At 70.0% G+C, this 19,372-nt stretch carries 24 protein-coding genes; 17 read left to right on the top strand and 7 right to left on the bottom strand.

Going from position 1 to position 19,372, the window contains the following annotated elements; genetic code table 11:
- Positions 1 to 402 precede the first annotated feature (402 nt).
- Positions 403 to 1,212: a S1 family peptidase gene (locus tag F9278_RS21990; RefSeq protein WP_226966855.1), complete on the top strand. Its 810-nt coding sequence runs from the start codon at positions 403 to 405 to the stop codon at positions 1,210 to 1,212.
- A gap of 156 nt (positions 1,213 to 1,368) precedes the next feature.
- On the opposite strand, the gene F9278_RS21985 is transcribed toward F9278_RS21990, so the two are convergent.
- Complete coding sequence (locus F9278_RS21985) at positions 1,369 to 2,391, bottom strand: LacI family DNA-binding transcriptional regulator (protein WP_152169877.1); 1,023 nt, start codon at positions 2,389 to 2,391, stop codon at positions 1,369 to 1,371.
- A gap of 106 nt (positions 2,392 to 2,497) precedes the next feature.
- A complete protein-coding gene (locus tag F9278_RS21980) occupies positions 2,498 to 3,289 on the bottom strand; it encodes a response regulator transcription factor (protein ID WP_152169876.1) in 792 nt (263 codons plus the stop codon).
- A gap of 158 nt (positions 3,290 to 3,447) precedes the next feature.
- Between F9278_RS21980 and F9278_RS21975 the strand changes: the two genes are divergently transcribed.
- From F9278_RS21975 to F9278_RS21940, 7 genes are all read left to right on the top strand, one after another.
- Positions 3,448 to 4,407: an alpha/beta hydrolase gene (locus tag F9278_RS21975; RefSeq protein ID WP_193241578.1), complete on the top strand. Its 960-nt coding sequence runs from the start codon at positions 3,448 to 3,450 to the stop codon at positions 4,405 to 4,407.
- A 36-nt stretch (positions 4,408 to 4,443) separates the two neighbouring features.
- Entirely contained in the window at positions 4,444 to 4,698 is a 255-nt protein-coding gene (locus F9278_RS21970; protein ID WP_152169874.1) for a MoaD/ThiS family protein, read from the top strand.
- A gap of 10 nt (positions 4,699 to 4,708) precedes the next feature.
- Positions 4,709 to 5,884 carry a hypothetical protein gene (locus F9278_RS21965; protein WP_152169873.1) on the top strand — a complete coding sequence of 392 codons (1,176 nt, stop codon included), beginning with the start codon at positions 4,709 to 4,711 and terminating at the stop codon, positions 5,882 to 5,884.
- Between the two features lie 293 nt (positions 5,885 to 6,177).
- Positions 6,178 to 6,912: an LmeA family phospholipid-binding protein gene (locus F9278_RS21960; RefSeq protein ID WP_152169872.1), complete on the top strand. Its 735-nt coding sequence runs from the start codon at positions 6,178 to 6,180 to the stop codon at positions 6,910 to 6,912.
- Positions 6,913 to 7,329: 417 nt separating this feature from the next.
- Entirely contained in the window at positions 7,330 to 8,169 is an 840-nt protein-coding gene (locus tag F9278_RS21950; protein WP_152169870.1) for a sulfurtransferase, read from the top strand.
- A gap of 80 nt (positions 8,170 to 8,249) precedes the next feature.
- Complete coding sequence (locus F9278_RS21945) at positions 8,250 to 8,537, top strand: DUF1416 domain-containing protein (protein ID WP_004986406.1); 288 nt, start codon at positions 8,250 to 8,252, stop codon at positions 8,535 to 8,537.
- An 80-nt stretch (positions 8,538 to 8,617) separates the two neighbouring features.
- Positions 8,618 to 8,881, top strand: coding sequence for a DUF3099 domain-containing protein (locus F9278_RS21940; protein WP_152169869.1), 264 nt, complete (start codon positions 8,618 to 8,620; stop codon positions 8,879 to 8,881).
- A 297-nt stretch (positions 8,882 to 9,178) separates the two neighbouring features.
- Here F9278_RS21940 and F9278_RS21935 read toward each other — a convergent pair whose 3' ends face one another.
- The 3 genes from F9278_RS21935 to F9278_RS48505 are packed head-to-tail and all read right to left on the bottom strand — an operon-like array spanning position 9,179 to position 10,036.
- Positions 9,179 to 9,541: a DsrE family protein gene (locus F9278_RS21935; RefSeq protein ID WP_152169868.1), complete on the bottom strand. Its 363-nt coding sequence runs from the start codon at positions 9,539 to 9,541 to the stop codon at positions 9,179 to 9,181.
- 31 nt (positions 9,542 to 9,572) lie between these two features.
- Entirely contained in the window at positions 9,573 to 9,815 is a 243-nt protein-coding gene (locus F9278_RS21930; protein WP_152169867.1) for a DUF7848 domain-containing protein, read from the bottom strand.
- Positions 9,812 to 10,036, bottom strand: a complete 225-nt coding sequence (locus tag F9278_RS48505) for a hypothetical protein (protein ID WP_319023113.1) — start codon at positions 10,034 to 10,036, stop codon at positions 9,812 to 9,814. Before F9278_RS48505 ends, F9278_RS21930 begins: the two co-directional genes overlap by 4 nt.
- Before the next feature lie 422 nt (positions 10,037 to 10,458).
- On the opposite strand from F9278_RS48505, the gene F9278_RS21920 reads away from it, so the two are divergent.
- The 5 genes from F9278_RS21920 (at position 10,459) to ygfZ (ending at position 13,928) form a co-directional block, all read left to right on the top strand.
- A complete protein-coding gene (locus F9278_RS21920; RefSeq protein ID WP_152169866.1) occupies positions 10,459 to 11,301 on the top strand; it encodes a helix-turn-helix domain-containing protein in 843 nt (280 codons plus the stop codon).
- A complete protein-coding gene (locus F9278_RS21915) occupies positions 11,283 to 11,573 on the top strand; it encodes a DUF397 domain-containing protein (protein WP_193241577.1) in 291 nt (96 codons plus the stop codon). The genes F9278_RS21920 and F9278_RS21915 overlap by 19 nt, the downstream gene beginning before the upstream one ends.
- A gap of 193 nt (positions 11,574 to 11,766) precedes the next feature.
- Complete coding sequence (locus F9278_RS21905; RefSeq protein ID WP_152169865.1) at positions 11,767 to 12,342, top strand: FABP family protein; 576 nt, start codon at positions 11,767 to 11,769, stop codon at positions 12,340 to 12,342.
- Between the two features lie 164 nt (positions 12,343 to 12,506).
- Positions 12,507 to 12,953, top strand: a complete 447-nt coding sequence (locus F9278_RS21900; protein WP_152169864.1) for a Fur family transcriptional regulator — start codon at positions 12,507 to 12,509, stop codon at positions 12,951 to 12,953.
- Between the two features lie 9 nt (positions 12,954 to 12,962).
- Positions 12,963 to 13,928 (top strand): CAF17-like 4Fe-4S cluster assembly/insertion protein YgfZ, encoded by a 966-nt coding sequence (gene ygfZ, locus F9278_RS21895; protein ID WP_152169863.1) that lies wholly within the window; start codon positions 12,963 to 12,965, stop codon positions 13,926 to 13,928.
- Between the two features lie 37 nt (positions 13,929 to 13,965).
- Here the strand turns inward: ygfZ and dtd are convergent, their stop codons facing one another.
- The gene (dtd, locus tag F9278_RS21890) at positions 13,966 to 14,391 is read right to left on the bottom strand and encodes a D-aminoacyl-tRNA deacylase (protein WP_152174031.1); all 426 of its coding nucleotides are present in this window, start codon (positions 14,389 to 14,391) and stop codon (positions 13,966 to 13,968) included.
- Positions 14,392 to 14,615: 224 nt separating this feature from the next.
- Between dtd and F9278_RS21885 the strand changes: the two genes are divergently transcribed.
- From F9278_RS21885 to F9278_RS21875, 3 genes are all read left to right on the top strand, one after another.
- Positions 14,616 to 15,251 (top strand): RsiG family protein, encoded by a 636-nt coding sequence (locus F9278_RS21885; RefSeq protein WP_152169862.1) that lies wholly within the window; start codon positions 14,616 to 14,618, stop codon positions 15,249 to 15,251.
- 211 nt (positions 15,252 to 15,462) lie between these two features.
- A complete protein-coding gene (locus F9278_RS21880) occupies positions 15,463 to 16,737 on the top strand; it encodes a GNAT family N-acetyltransferase (protein WP_152169861.1) in 1,275 nt (424 codons plus the stop codon).
- Between the two features lie 356 nt (positions 16,738 to 17,093).
- Positions 17,094 to 18,023, top strand: a complete 930-nt coding sequence (locus F9278_RS21875; protein WP_193241576.1) for a winged helix-turn-helix domain-containing protein — start codon at positions 17,094 to 17,096, stop codon at positions 18,021 to 18,023.
- Positions 18,024 to 18,072: 49 nt separating this feature from the next.
- Here the strand turns inward: F9278_RS21875 and F9278_RS21870 are convergent, their stop codons facing one another.
- Positions 18,073 to 18,264, bottom strand: coding sequence for a hypothetical protein (locus F9278_RS21870; RefSeq protein ID WP_152169859.1), 192 nt, complete (start codon positions 18,262 to 18,264; stop codon positions 18,073 to 18,075).
- Between the two features lie 165 nt (positions 18,265 to 18,429).
- Between F9278_RS21870 and F9278_RS21865 the strand changes: the two genes are divergently transcribed.
- On the top strand, positions 18,430 to 19,320 hold the full coding sequence (locus tag F9278_RS21865; RefSeq protein WP_193241575.1) for a GntR family transcriptional regulator: 891 nt from the start codon (positions 18,430 to 18,432) through the stop codon (positions 19,318 to 19,320).
- Positions 19,321 to 19,372 lie beyond the last annotated feature (52 nt).

The following is a 19,372-nucleotide window of genomic DNA, read 5'->3' as shown; positions in this document are numbered from 1 at the left end:
GCCTGCCGCCCGACCATGAGACGTTCCTGAGTGCTCCCTGAGAACCCCACCAGAACCTCGTTCACCCCATATAAAGGCGGCTACGAAGGCGCTGGGCCCCGCAGGCATGGGAAACAAAGGGTTGCCGTGCGGTGATGCGACGGAACGCGGCATCCGAATACTTGTCCGATTGCTGTGAATTCCGTGTCCGGCGGGATGCGTGGTGCCTACGATCACCCAGCCGGAGGGGGGCTCCGCGATACGAACCGAGGCCGGGACGACCGGTTACGGGGCGGTCGGCGTCGTACGCCCTGCTCGGGCTTCCCACGACACCCACGCATCCCAGGAGCCCTGAGTGATACGTGCCTTCAAGGCACTGCCCGCCGCCGCCCTCGCGCTCGCGCTCGCGGTGCCGGCGTCCTCGTGGCGCAGCCCGCGACGGCGGCCGACGCCTCGTCCCGGCCCACGGTCACCCTCGACCACCCGGCCGCCCCCAAGACCCCCGCCAAGGAACTCCGCCAACGCGTGATCAAGGCGGCGGAGGACCAGGCGGCCCCGGCACCGGACGCCTCCGAGGCCTCCGACGACACCTCCTCGCCCTCGTCGCCTGCCTCGCCCGCTTCCCCTTCCTCCCAGTCGCCGTTCATCATCGGCGGCAGTGAGACGACCATCTCCGCCGCGCCGTGGATGGTCCAGCTCGCGTACTACGACGCGACGACCGACGAGGGCTTCTTCTGCGGCGGCACCCTGGTCGCCCCGAACAAGGTCCTCACCGCCGCCCACTGCCTCGACGGCCTCGACTGGACGGCGAACGGCGCGGTCCTGGCCGGCACGACCGACCTGTACGACGACACGACCGGCACGGTCGCGGGCGTCCACCGCCAGTGGCAGCACCCGAAGTACGACGGGGACCTCATCAAGAACGATGTCGCCGTCCTCACCCTGGACCGCCCGCTGGAGCAGAAGACGCTGCGGCTGGCCGCGTCCGACGACAAGGGCACCGGCAAGTCCGCGACCCCCTGGTCCCCCCGGATCAAGGCCCGCACCGGCTGGAAGTTCACGGCCTACGTCACCAACGGCGACGTCACCGGCGACGCCATCGCCGACGTGATCGCCCGCGACTCCGGCGGCACGCTCTGGCTCTACCCGGGCACGAACAAGGCGTCATCGTCACTGTTCGCCAGCCGCATCAAACTCGGCACGGGCTACAACCAGTACAACGCGCTGTTCTAGGCCCACCCAACAGCAGAGCCCCGCGCCCGTCTGTGCTTTTGAGGGGCGCGGGGCTGTGTCGATATGCGGCTCCGCCGCGTGGGCGCGATCAGCCACGACGAACCCGCGGTCGGCAACGGCGGGCGGGCAACCCCTACGGCGCCCTCCGCGACCGCGCTACTCGCAACCGCAAGACCGCCGAGCCACCAACGTGGACGGGAACAACTTCACCCGATCCCCCCGAGACCCGGCCACCCGAATCCCGTCGTCCAGCACAAGATCCACCGCGGCCCGAGCCATCCCCGTACGGTCCGTCGCGATCGTCGTCAGCGGCGGATCCGTCAGCGCCGCCTCCTTGACGTCGTCGAACCCGGCGACAGCCAACTCGCTCGGCACCTCGATCCGCAGCTCGCGCGCGGCCCGCAGCACCCCGATGGCCTGGTCGTCCGTGGAACAGAAGATCGCCGGCGGCCGTTCCGGCCCGGCCAGCAGCTTCAGCGCCACCTGGTACGCGTCGTACCGGTTGTACGGCGCCTCGAAGAGCCGCCCCTCGGTCGGGATCCCGGCCTCGTCCATCGCGCGCCGCCAGCCCTCGACATGGTCGGAGACGGGGTCGCCGACGAGCGGGGTCTCGGCGATACCGCCCAGACAGGCGACGTACTCGTAGCCGTGCGAGAGGAGGTGCTCCACGGCGGACTTCGCGCCGCCGAGGTCGTCCGTCACCACGGCCACGTCGTCGATCGCCTCGGGCCGCTCGTGCAGCAGCACGACCCGCGCGTCCCACGCCTCTATCTCGGCGGCGGCGTTGTCGCTGAGCGCGTGGCTGACGAGGATCAGTCCGGAGACGCGCATCCCGAGGAACGCCCGCAGATAGTGGACCTCGCGCTCGGCGATGTAGTCGGAGTTCCCGACGAGGACCATCTTGCCGCGCTCGGCGGCTGCCTGTTCGACCGCGTGCGCCATCTCGCCGAAGAACGGCTGGCGCGCGTCCGGGACGATCAGGCCTATCAGCTCGGTGCGCCGCGACGCCATCGCCTGGGCGACGCGGTCGGGCCGGTACGCCAGTTCCTTGATGGCGGCGAGGACACGCTCGCGCGTGGCCGGGGCGACCGGCCGGGGTCCGTTGTTGATGACGTAGCTGACGACGGCGGTCGACGTACCCGCCAGTCTTGCCACGTCATCCCGAGTCACCTTGGCCACGCGCGGAGTCTACGCGGATAAAACGCCCCTGGGCAGGGCGTACGGGAGCCTCCCTGTGCGGCGGTTGCGCCGTGGTCGCCCCACAGGGACCCGGTGAGGTCGGTCACTACGCCTCGGCCGCGATCTCGACAGGCTCAAGAGACGCCGTCTCGTCCGCATCCGCCGCCTTTGAGGGGGCGGTCGAGGGGACGGACTTGCCCTTCGCGTCGTCACCGGCGCGCTCCGCCTTCTCGGGCGTAACGAATCGATAACCGACGTTCCGGACGGTCCCGATCAGCGACTCGTGCTCGGGGCCGAGCTTGGCGCGCAGCCGCCGTACGTGGACGTCGACCGTGCGCGTGCCGCCGAAGTAGTCGTAGCCCCAGACCTCCTGCAGCAGCTGGGCGCGGGTGAAGACGCGGCCCGGGTGCTGGGCGAGGTATTTGAGGAGCTCGAACTCCTTGAACGTGAGGTCGAGGACGCGGCCCTTGAGCTTGGCGCTGTAGGTCGCCTCGTCCACCGAGAGATCGCCGTTGCGGATCTCCATGGGGGAGTCGTCGTTGACGATCTGCTGCCTGCCCATGGCCAGCCGCAGCCGGGCCTCGACCTCGGCGGGGCCCGCCGTGTCGAGCAGGACGTCGTCGATGCCCCAGTCGGCGGTGACGGCGGCGAGACCGCCCTCGGTGACGACGAGGATGAGGGGGCAGCCGGGGCCGGTGGAGCGGAGCAGCTGACACAGGCTGCGGACCTGCGGGAGGTCACGGCGTCCGTCGATCAGGATGACGTCCGCGCCGGGGGTGTCGACGAGGGCGGGGCCTTCCGCCGGTGCCACGCGCACGTTGTGCAGCAGCAGCCCGAGGGCGGGAAGCACCTCCGTGGAAGGCTGGAGGGCGTTGGTCAGGAGCAGCAGAGAACTCATACGTCTGGTTCCTCCTCGGTCCCTGCGAGGACGTGGGTGGCGAGGGCCGTATATCCGCGGTCACCTGGAGTTTCCCGCTCGTATACAACACTTGCCGAAAGCACAAAAGGACCCGGGGGCGACCTTGCCCGAGTCCTCTGTCCAGCAGAATAGCCCACATGAGTGCTGGTCCGGCAGGTCATGTGATGCGATCTTTCGACATTCCGAACTCTGAGACGGCCCTCGGAGCCCTTTCGGCGCCGCCCGCAACCCCTTTGCGCAGGTTTCTGCGCACTGACGACGGGGTGAATATCGAGACCGTATACGATCCGAAAGCCGTTGTATACAACGCGTCCGACGACACCGGAACGCCACCCTCCGGCCATCTCCCCGACCGCCCCGTCGGCCGCCCCGCCGACCGTTCGCCCGCCCGTCTCGCGGTGGTTGTCGCACACGGCTTCACGGGTCACGCCGACCGTCCGCATGTTCGAAGGGTGGCCGGGGCGCTCGCCCGGTACGGGTCCGTCGTCACCTTCTCCTTCCGCGGCCACGGAAGATCCGGCGGCCACTCCACGGTCGGCGACCGCGAGGTGCTCGATCTCGCGGTGGCGGTCCGCTGGGCCCGCGAACTCGGCCATGAGCACATCGCCACGGTCGGCTTCTCCATGGGCGGCTCGGTCGTCCTGCGGCACGCGGCCCGGCCGGACGCGGGCACGGACGCCGTGGTCTCCGTCAGCGCGCCCGCCCGCTGGTACTACCGGGGCACGGCCCCCATGCGCCGCGTCCACTGGCTCATCACCCGCCCCGAGGGCCGCCTCGTCGGCCGCTACGGCTTCCGCACCCGTATCCACCACCGCGACTGGGACCCCGTCCCCCTCTCCCCGGTGGAATCCGTCCCCCTCATCGCCCCGACCCCGCTGCTGATGGTCCACGGCGATCAGGACGGCTATTTCCCGGTCGACCACCCGGAGACGCTGGCCGCGGCGGCGGGCGACCACGGGGAACTCTGGCTGGAACGCGGGATGGGGCACGCGGAGAACGCGGCGAGCGGGGAATTGCTGGAGCGGATCGGGGAGTGGGTGGAGAAGCGAGTGCCCCGGTACGGGCACGGTTTCCCCACCACCCCGGCCGCCCCGTAGCCTGAGCCCGTCACGACCGATACCAGAGGAACGCAGATGCCAAAGGGCACCGTCCGCTACTGGGCCGCGGCGAAGGCCGCGGCCGGCGTCGCCGAGGAGCCCTACGACGCGGCCACCCTCGCGGACGCCCTGACCGCCGCCCGCGACCGACACCCCGGCGAACTCGTCCGCGTACTGCGGCGATGCTCGTTCCTCGTCGACGGGAACCCCGTGGGTACCCGCGCGCATGAGACGGTACGTCTGGCCGAGGGCGGCACGGTCGAGGTGCTCCCGCCGTTCGCAGGAGGGTGACCCCCACATCATGAGCAACCAGCCGCCGTACGGGTACGAGGGCCACCCGGGCCACGACCCGTATCAGCAGCCCCAGTGGCAGGGGTACGACGAGAGCCAGGCCGCCCAGGCCCAGCAGTACACCCAGCAGTGGGAGGGCCAGACCTGGGAGACCCAGGTCCAGCCCCGCACCGCACCCGCCGCCCACCTGACGGAGACGGCGTACCTGCCCCCGCAGTCGGCGGACGGCCCGACCGCGCAGCCGTACGGCGAGCACGGCCAGTACGGCGAGCACGGCCAGTACGGCGAGCACGGCCAGTACGGTCAGTACGGTCAGTACGCCCCCCAGGGGCAGCCGCAGCCTCAGGCGCCCGCGCAGGCCCAGCCGCCGGAACCCGCCCCGGCGGCCGGTCCCGGTTACGGTCCCGCCACCGTCACCGGCAACACCCGGGTCACCGACGCCCAGCGGGCGCGGGCCGAGGGGCGGTCGCCGATCATCGAGCCCGGGATGCGGCCCGCGCTGATCACCGCCGTACTGGGTCTGCTGCTGGCCGGTGCCGCGGCGATCGGCGAGTACGCGCTCGCCGTACCCCTGGTGGTGCTCCAGGCGGTGACGGCGGCGGGCTGGTTCCGGCTGAACGGCATGTGGCCGGCCCGGCAGGGCATCGTGCTGGCCTTCGCGGGCGCGCTCGCGGCGGACGCGGCCCTCTTCACGGCAGGCCGGGAGCACGCGCCCGCCGCGATCCTCGGCACGCTCGGTGTGTGGGTGCTGCTCGGCATCGTCCTCGGGCTGCGCAGCCACGCGGATCCGGACGAGCGGATGTACGGGCTGATGGCGACGGTGGCCTCGTCGGCGCTGGCCATCATCGCGACGGGATATCTGGCGGCCGTGGCCGACGCGGTGACGGTCGGTGGGGTCGCGGTCGCGGTGGCCGTGCTGGCCCGTGCGCTGCCGTTGCCCACGCCGGCGTCGGTGATCGTGTCGCTGCTGGCGGCGGCCGGTGCGGGTATCGCCGTGGGCGGCGCGACCGACCTCGGGACCTCGGGGGCGCTCCTCGGCGCGGGCGCGGCGCTCTGTGCCCTCGTCGGCCACCGGGTCGCCAGTTACGACTACCCCTCCCGTTTCGTCCACTTCACCGCGGGTGTGGCCCTGCCGCTGACGGCCGCGGCGCCGGCGGTGTATCTGCTGGGCCGCGCGCTGGTCTGACAGGGGTGCGTTGTCGGGCGCGGGTCCGGTGGGGGCTTCTCGCGCAGTTCCCCGGGCCCCTAAGAGCAACGGCCCCTGCGGGCCGTTGAAAAAGCACGGGGCGCGGCCCCTGCTTTTTCAGGGGCGCGGGGAACTGCGCGACCAGCCCCCACCGGACCCGCACCCGACAACGCACCCCCTGTCACAGATGATCGACAAGCCGCCCCAACCCACCCCGCCCCCACCCCCACCCGATTACCCTCGCGTAGACACCGCCGACCGGTCACTCAGGACTACGTGGGGAACCCCGAACCATGCGCGCACTGCGAATACTTGTCATCGTCGCCGTGATCCTGGGCGGCCTCTTCGTGATCGCGGACCGCGTGGCCGTCGGCTTCGCCGAGGACGAGGCCGCGCAGCAACTGAAGACCAGCGAGGGCCTCACCACCACCCCCGACGTCTCCATCAAGGGCTTCCCGTTCCTCACCCAGGTCGCGAGCGGCGAACTCGACGACGTCGAGGTCGGCATCGCGAACTACGAGGCGAGCACCGGCAAGGCCGACGAGAGCATCCGCATCGCCGACCTGAAGGCGAACATGCGCGGCGTCGCCTTCTCCAGCGACTACAGCTCCGCCACGGCCACCAGCGCCACCGGCTCCGCGACCATCTCGTACGACGAACTCCTCAAGGCCGCCAAGTCCGAGCCCGCGGACATCGGCCTCGGCTTCACCGCCCGCGTGGTCGGCCTCTCCGACGGCGGCAAGGGCAAGATCAAGGTCAACGTCGAGATCGACCCGCCGGCCCTCGACCCGCAGACCGTCTCCGTCCTAAGCACCGTCAGCGTGAAGGGCGACACGGTCGAGGTGCACGCCGACTCCCTGCCCTCCGTGGGCGGTCTCGACCTCGCCGAGGACGCGGCCCGTTCGATCACCGACTTCCAGCAGGCCATCGACGACCTCCCCGGCGGCATCAAGCTCGACAAGGTCGAGGCCGCACCGGACGGCGTGGAGATCACGGTCAAGGGTTCGAACGTCAGGCTGGCGGGGTAGGACGACGGGCGGCGTCCCGGCGCGCGTCCGTAAGGTGAGACGCCGTCGTCCGTACCGTAGGCCTGATGACAGCGACGCAGGCCCCGGGGCCCCATCGGTGCAGCCTCGATGGTCACTCCATCCCACATTCCGGACGATCGCGTCTCAGAATACGACATGCCGGTGACACACCTGCCTGTGCGTCCCTACGATCGATCCCTATGAAGCGACAGGCGGATCTCACGAAGCGGCGGGCAGTAGACCTGTGCCGCGTCGCCGCCATGCTCTGTCGCACTTTCTGAGCGAACGGCGGAGCATGTCCTGCCGCCGCGCCCCCCGACGCCTGCCCTGTTCGAGCCAGGGCCCATCCCCGCGCGCCCCGGCCGAACCGCCGGAGGCACCCGCACACCGCCGTAACTGCCCCGGAGGAGAAAGAGCATGAGCCGCAGCGACGTCCTGGTCGACGCCGACTGGGTCGAGGCCAACCTCGACGACTCGAACATCGCCATCGTCGAGGTCGACGAGGACACGACCGCGTACGAGAAGAACCACATCAGGAACGCCATCCGGATCGACTGGACGAAGGACCTCCAGGACCCGGTACGCCGTGACTTCGTCGACCAGGAGGGCTTCGAGAAGCTCCTGTCGGCCAAGGGCATCGGCAACGACACCCTCGTGATCCTCTACGGCGGCAACAACAACTGGTTCGCGTCCTACGCCTACTGGTACTTCAAGCTGTACGGCCACGAGAACGTCAAGCTGCTCGACGGTGGCCGCAAGAAGTGGGAGCTGGACGCCCGCGAGCTGGTCGACGAGGTGCCGGCGCGCCCCGCGACCGAGTACCAGGCCAAGCCGCAGAACACCGCGATCCGTGCCTTCCGCGACGACGTCGTGGCGGCCATCGGCTCGCAGAACCTGGTCGATGTCCGGTCGCCCGACGAGTTCTCCGGCAAGCTGCTCGCCCCGGCCCACCTGCCGCAGGAGCAGTCGCAGCGTCCGGGCCACGTCCCGTCCGCGCGCAACATCCCGTGGTCGAAGAACGCCAACGACGACGGCACCTTCAAGTCGGACGACGAGCTGAAGGAGCTGTACGCCGAGGAGCAGGTGGACCTGGCGAAGGACACCATCGCCTACTGCCGCATCGGTGAGCGCTCCGCGCTGACCTGGTTCGTCCTGCACGAGCTGCTCGGTGTGGAGAACGTCAAGAACTACGACGGCTCCTGGACCGAGTACGGCAGCCTCGTCGGCGTCCCGATCGAGCTGGGCGCCAACAAGTAAGCCCCCCGCGGCAAGCGAGCACCCGTATCCCCGACCGGCCTTCCCTCCGGTCAGACCCCTATCTGTATCTGGAGAAAGACATGTGTGGAGCGAAGGCCGGCGGCCCGGACGCCTCGACGATCAAGCCCGGTGAGACCACGATCCAAGGTCAGGTGACCCGCGACGGCGAGCCGGTGACGGGCTACGTCCGTCTGCTGGACTCGACCGGCGAGTTCACGGCGGAGGTCCCGACCTCCGCGACGGGCCAGTTCCGCTTCTACGCGGCCGAGGGCACCTGGACCGTCCGCGCGCTCGTCCCCGGCGGCACCGCCGACCGCACCGTCGTCGCCCAGCAGGGCGGTCTGGCGGAGGTCGCGATCGCCGTCTGAGGCAGCCTTGTCGAGCACTGAGGGCCGCACTCCCCACCGGGAGGGCGGCCCTCAGCCGTGCGCGGACCTACCCTGGACATATGTACGCCCGCCGGCGCCACACCTACTTCGCCATGATGGGCACCTGCCTCGCCCTCTTCGTCCTGGCCTGGGGCGTCGTACGCCTCTGGTCGGTCCCCGTCGCCGTCGGCATGTGCGTGGTCGCCATGCTGATCCCCCCGCTGGCCGCCATCGTCGCCAACCGCCGAGGCCCCGACGACCGCTGGTGGGACGACCCCTCCGGCGACCCGAAGTCCGACGAGTGGTGGGACGAACTGGACGGGAAGCGACGCCCGCCGAGGTAGGGGGTGGGGTGGGCCTGTGCTTTTCGCCCCGTCCCCACCTGACCCCTGCACAAACTGGGGGCTGCGCCCCTGGACCCCTGGGCGGGTTGTTTGCCTGCGGGCCGGTGAGGGCTGGTCGCGCAGTTCCCCGCGCCCCCAAGAACACAGGCCCTGCCGGCCTGAGAAGACCAGGGCGCAGCCCGGACTTTTCAGGGGGGGCGCGGGGAACTGCGCGAGCAACCACACCCAACCCGCACTCGCCAACGAACCCCATGTGCCCGAGTGCTCCTGCGGGACGGGGGCGAGAAGTGACCCGGCTCAGTAGACGAGCGCCTGGGCGTCGTCCGCCATGGCCTCCTGGACGAACACCTGTGCCCCCGCGATCCGTACGCCCTCGATGACGTCCTTCTCCGTGATGTCCCGGCGGGCCGCGCACTGGGTGCACAGGGTGAGCCGGCCGCCCGCGAGGACCGAGTCGATCAGGTCGGGGAGCGGGGCGGCGTGCGGCAGTTCGAACTCGGCGGCCCGCCCCGGCAGCGCGAACCACGCGGACTCACCGGTCAGCCACAGCGACACCTCGACACCGCTGGCCACCGCCACCGCCGCCACCGTGAACGCCTGCGAGCACCGCTCGGGAGCATCCGCCCCCGCCGTCACCTTGATCACGAGCTTCTTCGCCATGGCCGCAGCGTAGTGCCCTGTCGGGCGGCGACTACCTCTCCTCCACCGGGTTCAGGACCGCGTAGTCCGCGAAGGTCCGCCGGTAGCGCGTGTGCCGGGTGTCCTGGGTGTGCCGCCGCTGCCACTCCTCCACGTCCGCCGGATCGGACCGGGCCCCCGACTCGGCGCCGCAGTCGGTCTCGTCCCCCGACACACAGCGTGACGTGTACTCGGGGGCGGCGGTCGGGTCCTGCGCGATCACGTACGGCACGTAGCGGAACACCCGGCGGGTCACGGGTGGCGTCGCTTCCGCCGGGGCGGCGGCTCCGGCGCCGACAGGGCCTGCGGCGCGGGCTCCGGGCGCCGGTGTTCCGCCCGCTGGTGCTGGCGCAGCAGCACGTTCGCGTCGGTCACCGCGCTGTGGTCGTACACGTCCCGCGCGTTCCGGCGCAGCCGGTCCAGTTCCGCGCAGTCGGCGCAGCCGGGGGCGGGCTGCGGCGGGCGGTCGAAGTGCATGTCGACGCCGCCGACCCCGTACGTCGCCGTCGCCGGCCGCCCCGGGTCCGTTCGTTCGCGGCGCGCACGCGTGCGCTCAGCCGTTCGCGTTCCGTGGCCGGGCGCAGTGCGGAGGGGTCGGCCTGCCACTCCCTGCCACCGCCGACCGGCCGCAGCATCGCGTACGGCCCCGCGCGGTCGCGGTACTCGCCGACTCTGTCGGCGGCGGGGTCGTAGAAGAGCGATCCGGATTCCATGGCTTTTCTCCCTCTTCACCCAACTTCTATACGAAATGCGTTACTTGGACTACTCTGAGTGATTGTGGTTGCTGCGAGCATGGCCCATGAGCGGGGCTGGTACGCCGGTGACGAGGGGTTCTTCGTCGGCGGGCGGCGTTAGTTCCACAAATTCCACAGCGCGGGGTGGAGGAGAGGGAGGGCGCGATGCCGCCGAGGCGGGTGGTCACGGGCCGGAGTCAGGAGCCGAGGCAGAGGTTCGCGGAGGAGCTTCGGTTACTGCGACAGGAGAAAGGGGTGAGCCTGCGGCAGCTGGGCGAGGTGGTGGGCTGGGACTGGTCGCAGTTCGGGAAGATGGAGAGCGGGGGGACGCTGGGCAGCCCGGAGTTGGTGCAGGCGCTGGATCAGTACTACGGGACGCCGGGGTTGCTGCTGGCGATGTGGGAGCTGGCTGTGGCCGACCCGAGGCAGTTCAGGGAGCGGTATCGGCGGTACATGGTGCTGGAGTCGGAGGCGGTGAGTATGTGGCAGTACTCACCGAGCATCGTGCCGGGTCTGCTGCAAACCCCGGAGTACGCACGCGAGTTGCTCCAGGCAGGCGGGCTCAAGGGCGTGGAGCTGGAGACGCAGATCGACGCGCGCATGGGGCGTCGCGAGGCGTTGCTGGCGGAGGAGGCCCCGCACTTCAGGGCGATCGTCTCGGAGGCGGTACTGCGTACGCCGCTCGCGTCGGGGGAGGAGTGGCGGGCGCAGCTGGAGTACCTGGTCGACATGGGGAGCCGGTTCAACATCGCCGTCCAGGTGCTGCCCCTGTCGGCTGGCCTGCACGGGCTGCCCAACACCGACACCATGTTCCTGCGGGGATCGGACGGTCAGACGGTGGCCTGGGTGGAGACCGCCTACTCGGGAGAGCTGGTGCAGGAAAACAAGGGCGTTGAACAGCTCCAGCTCCGATACGATGGAGTACGCGATTTGTCCCTATCCCCGGATGAATCACGGCAGTTCATCGGCAGGATGTTGGAGGAAGCGCCGTGCGAGACATCGACCTGAGCACAGTGTCGTGGCGCAAGAGCAGCTACAGCAATCCCGACGGCGGCAACTGCGTCGAAGTCTCCGACGATCTCCTCGCCGCCGCCACCTGGCGCAAGAGCAGCTACAGCAACTCGGACGGCGGCAACTGCGTCGAAGTCGCCTCCAAGCTCACCCCCCGCACCCCTCTCGTCCCCGTCCGCGACAGCAAGGACCCGGCCCGAGGAGCCCTGCTCTTCGACGCCGGGGCCTGGGCCCTGTTCCTGGACGGAGTCAAGCGCGGACCTTGCTGAAAGGGCTCGGCCCCGGCCGCGTAAGCTGGGGTCGGCCCCGCGTCCCGCTCATCCGAGGAGCACTCCGTGATCATCTTCTTCGAGACCCTGCTGGTCCTGGTCGCCGTCGGCGTGCTCGCCTTCGCCGGGCTGACCGTGAAGAAGCTGTACCAGGGCCAGCGCTGAACCGTATCCAGTCCAGGAAGCCCCACTCATGATCGAGATCCCGTCCGACCTGCACAAGGACCTCGTCCCCCTCGCCTTTCTGCTGGGCGACTGGGCCGGCGCGGGCGTCCATGACTTCCCCGGCTCCGAGAAGTGCAACTTCGGCCAGGAGGTCACCTTCACCCACGACGGCCGGGACTTCCTGGAGTACCACTCCCACACGTGGGTGCTGGACAACGACGGCAACAAGGTCCGCCCGCTGGAGACCGAGTCGGGGTTCTGGCGGATCGACGCCGACCGCAAGGTCGAGATCGTGATGACCAGGGACGACGGCGTCGTCGAGATCTGGTACGGCGAGCTGGCCAAGCAGAAGCCGCAGATCGACCTGGTCACGGACGCGGTCGCCCGCACGGCGGCCTCGGGCCCCTACAGCGGCGGCAAGCGCCTCTACGGCTATGTTCACAGCGACCTGATGTGGGTCGGCGAGAAGTCGACCCCCGACGTCGAGCTGCGCCCCTACATGTCCGCGCACCTCAAGAAGGTCGTCACCCCCGAGGACGTCGAACGCTGGGCCAAGGCCCTCCCGGACGACATGCCGGACGACGGCATCGCGTTCTTCAAGTAGGCGTCAAGCAGGCGTTCGGGTCTGCGGGGCCAGGTCAGTGGCCCCTGCCCTCACGCTCGTCGCGTGAGGGCTGGACGCGGCCGGGCCTCATCGAAGCCATCGATGACCCGAGCGCAAACCCGGGACGGCTCCCTGGGTGGCTGACGTAGTTCTAGACTCAAGGCGTGGTGAGCACCGACTGGAAGAGTGACCTCAGGCAGCGCGGCTACCGGCTGACGCCGCAGCGGCAGCTCGTGCTCGAAGCCGTGGACACCCTGGAACACGCGACCCCCGACGACATCCTCGGGGAAGTGCGGAAGACGGCGTCGGGGATCAATATCTCGACGGTCTACCGGACCCTGGAGCTGCTGGAGGAGCTGGGGCTGGTCAGCCACGCGCACCTCGGGCACGGGGCGCCGACGTACCACCTGGCCGACCGGCACCATCACATCCACCTCGTCTGCCGGGACTGTACGAACGTGATCGAGGCGGATGTGTCGGTGGCGGCGGACTTCACGGCCAAGCTGCGCGAGACCTTCGGCTTCGACACGGACATGAAGCACTTCGCGATCTTCGGCCGCTGCGAGGACTGCTCCCGCAAGGTCTCCAAGAGTTCAACTACCGAGTCGTAGGCTTAGCGTATGAAGAGCCCTCTGCTGTCCCTGCCCGGAGCCGTCCCCGCCGAGGGTGTGGACGAAGGTGTCGCCGCGCACTACGGCGACCTGTTCCGTGAACAGCGTGCCCTCGCCGACGGCAGAGGGTTCGTCGACCTCTCCCACCGGGGCGTCATCGCGGTCTCCGGCGCGGACCGGCTCAGCTGGCTGCATCTGCTGCTCACCCAGCACGTCAGCGAACTCCCCACCGGCGAGGCCACCGAGGCGCTGATCCTCTCCGCCAACGGCCACATCGAACACGCGCTGTACCTGGTCGACGACGGCACCACCGTCTGGGCCCATGTCGAGCCCGACACCCAGGAGGCGCTGCTCGCCTACCTGGAGTCGATGAAGTTCTTCTACCGGGTCGAGGCGGCCGACCGGACGGCCGAGTTCGGGGTCGTGCATCTGCCCGCCGGTTCGATCGCCGAGGTCCCGGAGGGCGTCGTCGTCCGCGAGACGCCGTACGGCCGTGATCTGTTCCTGCCGCGTGCGGAGTTGGAGACGTACGCGGAGAAGGCGGGGCCCGCCGCTGGTCTGCTCGCGTACGAGGCGCTGCGGGTCGAGCAGCACCGGCCCCGGCTCGGCTTCGAGACCGACCACCGCACCATTCCGCACGAGCTGGGCTGGATCGGTACGGCCGTGCATCTGCAGAAGGGCTGCTACCGGGGGCAGGAGACCGTCGCCCGGGTGCAGAACCTCGGCAAGCCCCCGCGCCGTCTGGTCTTCCTGCACCTCGACGGCAGTGAGGTGCACCTTCCGCCGCGCGGTGCGGAGATCCGTCTCGCGGAGGACGGGCCCGAGGGGCGCAAGCTCGGGTTCATCACCACGTCCGTACGCCACCACGAGCTGGGTCCGGTGGCGTTGGCCCTGGTCAAGCGCAACATTCCGCTGGACGCACGGCTGATGGCGGACACGACCGCGGCGGCGCAGGAGGTCGTGGTCGAGCCGTAGGGCCCGCGCCTTCGGCAGTGCTGCATCTCCGGCGGTGCTACATCTCCAGCAGCACCGTGAACGGGCCGTCGTTCGTCAGGGAGACCCGCATCGACGCGCCGAAGCGGCCCGTGGCCACCGTCGCGCCCAGGGAGCGCAGCTGGGCGACGACCTCCTCGACCAGGGGTTCGGCCACGTCCCCGGGGGCCGCCGCGTTCCAGGTCGGGCGGCGGCCCTTGCGGGCGTCGCCGTACAGGGTGAACTGGCTGATCACCAGCAGCGGGGCGTCCACGTCGCTGCACGACCGCTCGTCGTGCAGCATCCGCACGGACCACAGCTTGCGCGCCAGTTGCGCCGCCTTCTCCTTGGTGTCGTCGTGCGTCACCCCCACCAGGACGCACAGCCCCTCGCCCTCGATCGCCCCGACCGTCTCACCGTCCACGACGACGCTCGCACCGTCGACTCTCTGCACCACCGCACGCATACCGACCATCATGCCGCCGCCGTCCATCGCCGTACGTGACCGGGTCCCTCTTACGGGGGGTTTGTGATCACCAGGGTTTGAAAGGCGGTTTGCCCGGTCTTTCTCATTGATCCATTACCGCCCATCTGGACCATCTGGGGTGGATCGCGGGGACTCGGTCACATAGGGACTACCGGGAGTGGCACCATGCTCACACACACCGGTCGAGGGGACGGTTGAGGCGCATGAGCACATCGAGTACCGGGCAGCCCCCGGGGACTGCGACGTTTGACCGTACGACCCCGGGGCCCGGCCCCGGCGTCCGCCGGCCACCGGTCCAGCGGACGGACAGCGGACCACTGCCGCCGCCGGACCGGGCCGAGCACGATCTGTCCCGGCTGCGGCTGCCCGAACTGCGCACCCTGCGCCGGGACGCCCAGCGGGACGAGGCCGACCTCAGTTATCTGCGGCGGCTGCTCCAGGGCCGTATCGACATCCTGCGCGCCGAGCTGGCCCGCCGGGGCGGTGCGGCGGACCCCGGGGCCCCGGGAGAGCCCTCGGCGCTCGTCGACCGGCTCTCGGCGATTCTCACGGACGCCCCGGCCCGGCACCGTTCGTCGGCCCGGCATGTCACCGTGGGCACGCCGCACGGGGAGGAGCACCGGCGGCTGGCCGCCGAGATGCTGGACGAGGTGGAACTCTCCGACCTCGAAGCCCGCACCGACGACGAGCTCACCGCCGGTCTCGCCCGTCTCGTCCACCACGAGCAGCAGATCTCCGGCCGCCGCCAGCACCTCCAGCGCACCGCCGACGACTGCAGCGCGGAGATCGCGCGGCGGTATCGGGAGGGTGAGGCTCAGGTGGATGATCTGCTGATGTGAGGGTGCGTTGTCGGGTGCGGCTCCGGTGGGGGCTGGTCGCGCGGTTCCCCGCGCCCCTGAAAAAGCGGGGCTGCGCCCCTGCTTTTTCGGGCCGAAGAGCACGGGGCGCAGCCCCCGCTCTTCAGGGGCGCGGGGAACCGCGCGACCAGCCCCCACCCACCCGCAGAAAACCGCGAGACACTCCGCTGGCACCCCCCCTAGCGTGACCCTTATGAGCCCCTCCCGAGACATACAGGACATAGCCGTACGCTCCGTCACCGAGGACGAGATCCCGGCCTGGCTCACCGCGCTGAACACCGGCTTCCTCCGCGCCACGGAGCCCCTGACCGAACAGGAGCTCAAGGACCGCACCGCCCACATAGACCCACCCCGCACCCTCGCCGCGTTCGACCCCACCACCCCCACGCCCCACCCGGTCGCGACCTTCCGTTCGTTCCCCCAGGAGCTGACGGCCGTCGGCGGCCGATCCGTCCCCGCCGACGCCATCTCGAACGTCATGGTCAGCCCCACCCACCGCCGCCGGGGCCTGCTCACCCGGATGATGGCCGAGGACCTCACCGCCGCGAAGGACCGGGGCGACGTCGTCGCCACCCTGATCGCCGCCGAGTACCCGATCTACGGCCGCTACGGCTTCGGCCCGGCCACCTGGACCACCGAGTGGACCGTGGACGTACCCCGCAGCGGCCTGGACCCCCGCTGGTCCGGCCCGGCGGACGGCGGCCGGGTCGACCTCGTCGACGGCGCGGCCGTACGCGCCCTCGGCCCCGCCCTCCACGACCGCCTGCGCGCCGCGCAGCCCGGCGCGGTGAGCCGCGACGAGCGCTGGTGGCGGATCAACACCGGTGATCTGCGCGTCCACGGCCCCTGGACCGAGCCGTTCTACGCGGTGTACCGCTCGGCGTCCGGCGAGGTCGAGGGCCTGGTCTCGTACGAGGCGGACGACACCTGGCAGATGAAGCAGCCGCAGAACACGGCCGAGGTCAACTGGCTGATCACCAGTACCCCCGCCGCCGAGCGCGCCCTGTGGCACTACCTCTGTTCGATCGACTGGATCACCAAGGTCAAGTCGGGCTGGCGGGCCCCCGACGACCTTCTCCCGCACTTCTTCCCCGACCCGCGCGCCGTGAGCGTCACCACCCACGCGGACTGGCTGTGGGTGCGGATCCTCGACGTCGTACGGGCGCTGGAGGCCCGTACGTACGCGGGAACGGGCTCGCTGGTGCTGGAGGTCGTGGACCGGGGAGGGTTCGCGGACGGGCGCTATCGGCTGGACGCGGGCCCGGACGGGGCGAGTTGCGCGGCGACGGGCCAGGACGGGGACCTCGTGCTGGAGGCCGCGGACCTGGCGGCGCTGTGGCTGGGCGACGAGTCGGCGGTACGGCTCGCCGCGCTCGGCCGGGTGCGGGAACAGCGGAAGGGCGCCGCCGCGATGGCCGACGCCCTGCTGCGGACGTCCAGGCGCCCTTGGTGCCCGGACATCTTCTGAGACTTCTCCTGGGGACCTTTCCTGTCCTGGTGGGTGCGGGTATCCGTAGCTGTAGCTGTAGCTGTAGCTGTAGCTGTAGCTGTAGTCGTTGCTGTTCAGTTGTGGTTGTGGCTGCGCATTCAGTTGTGGCTGAACCATTCAGTTGTGGCTGTGCGGACCGGTCGGACTCCCGGCTCCCCTCCGGAGGGGAGGACGAACGGTCGGTCAGGGTGGCATGTGCCAGGGTCACCAACCAGCTGAAAGTTTGACCATGTTGCAAAAGTTGGTGACCAACTCCACCTTACTTATCTCCGCTTGGAGTCGTCTCATAACCACCTTCCCACGAACTGCCCAAAGATGGCGAGAAGTTGTAGTGTTTGTTCGTGGAGCGGGAACGCACGGCCGTCGATGGGCGGAAGTCGTCACAGCGGCCCCAGAGGTCACATCACGAGGTGGCCGACGTGTTGCGCGGCCGGATCAGGTCCGGCGAGCTGCGACCGGGGCAGCGCATGCCCACCCAGGCGAAGCTGGCCGACGAGTTCGGCGTGGAGCGCGGGGCCGTCCGGCAGGCCTTGCGCATCCTGCAGTCGGAGCACCTGCTCACCAACGTTTCCAAGGGCAGCCCCGCGACGGTCGCCGCACGCCAGGGAGCGTCGGCCGTGGGCGGCCCGGGAGCGGCGCCGCGGCCCACGATGGTGGAGCTGGCCCCGCGTATATCCGCCGCCTTCGCGGCCCCGCAGGTGAGGATCGACGCCCTCTGTCTGACCTCCGTGTCCCTCACGCTCGCCGTGGGTGAGCCGTTGCGCGAGATTCACGCGGGGCGTATAAAACCGGCCAGGGTCGATGTCCGGGTGATGCTGCCCAGCCGTGACATCCCGCTCGCCTTCCCGACCCCGGTCGACACCCTGGACGACGCCTCGGTCGACGGCCGGGTGCAGCGCCGCTGGCTCGCCCAGCGCAACGCCCAGGGGCAGGTGCTGAAGCACAACCTGCTGGCGTTGCGTTCCACGCACGGCGTGGACGTCCATGTCTCCTTCCGGGCGCTGCCCTTCACCCCGCCGGTGAAGCTCTATCTGCTCAACGGCCGGGAGGCGCTGTTCGCGTACTACACGGTCCAGCGGAGGGCGGCCGAGGTGGACAGTGAGCAGCTGGAGATGTACGACGCCGAGGGCACCCAGTCCACGCTGTTCGCGTTCGAGCGGAGCGCGGTGGCCGCGCCACGGGACACGACGTTCGTCGAGCAGTCCGGGCTGTGGTTCAACGCGCTCTGGGAGACGATCAGTTCGGACCTGCTGCTCACCAGCTGAAGCTGACGGTCGTCGTCCGGCTGTCGGCCGTCGTATCGGCTGTCGGCCGTCACATCGCCGGGCCGGCGAACATCAATGCGAGGATGACCGCGCCGATCGAGCTGCACGTGTGGTTGTTCGCCTTCAGCCCGACGGTGAGGAGCAGCAGGCCGACGATTCCCATGGTGCCGTAGCGCCACTCGACGAATCGCTGGAGGGCGACGACGGCGAGGGCGGGGGCGAGGGCGAGGACAGCGGGCATGGTGGTACCTCCTCCGAGGGGGCTGGGTGGTGGGGCCGGTGCGGGGTGGAACTTTCGCCAACTTCGCCAAGTTGGCAGCCAACTTCGTTTAAATGGTTCCCTCTTGGTCTATGTTCATAACCACCTTTCCGTGAACTCCCCAAAGATGGGTGAGAGTTGTAGCGTTTGGTCGTGACCCAGGAGAACGTTGCAGTGAACGGCAGCAGAAAGCTCTCGTCCCAGGAGATCGCCGCGACCCTGCGGGACCGCATCCGCGGCGGCGACCTCCGCCCCGGCGAGCGCCTGCCCACCCAGGCCGAACTCGCGGAGGAGTTCGGCGTGGAGCGCGGCACGGTCCGGCAGGCGCTGCGCGCGCTCCAGGAGGACGGGCTGCTGAGCAACGTGAGCAAGGGCAGTCCGCCCCGGGTCGCCGAGGCCGGGCACACCGCGGGCCATGAGCCGCAGCCGACGATGGTGGGCCTCGGCCCCCGCCTCGCCGAGGCCTTCTCCCAGCCGCACGTCCGGGTGGACGCGGCCTGCCTCACCGCCGAGACCCTGATGATGGCCCTCGGCGAACCGGTCCGCCGTATCCATGAGGGAACGGTCCGTCCGGAGTCGATCGACGTCCGGATCCTGCTCCCCTCCCGGAAGATCAACCTGGCGTTCCCGGTCCCGGTGGCGGCGCGCGGCGAGGACGACGAGGAGGACCCGGTCCACAAGCGCTGGCTCGACCAGCGCAACGCCCAGATCCGCGTCCTGCGCCACAATCTGCTGGCCCTGCGCACCTCCCATCAGCTCGACGTCCGGGTGACCTTCAGGGCGCTGCCGTTCACCCCGCCCGTCAAGCTCTACCTCCTCAACGGCCAGGAGGCGCTGATCGCGTACTACATGCTGATGAAGCGCGAGGAGCAGATGGAGAACGGCCCGCTGGAGATGTACGACGCCTTCGGCACCCAGTCCCTCCTCTTCTCCTTCGAGAAGGAGACCGGTCTTCGTGACGCCGCCTTCGTGGATCAGTCCCAGCAATGGTTCAACGCCCTCTGGGAAACCATCACGACGGACCTGACACTCTCCTAGTGACTTCTGATACGGCGCGGAACACGGCGCAGAACGAGGCGCGGAACACGGC

The sequence above is a fragment of the Streptomyces phaeolivaceus genome (assembly GCF_009184865.1).
Lineage (GTDB): Bacteria > Actinomycetota > Actinomycetes > Streptomycetales > Streptomycetaceae > Streptomyces > Streptomyces phaeolivaceus.
Note: the sequence above shows the minus strand (reverse complement) of the source record. Positions and strands in the feature narration are given on the sequence as shown.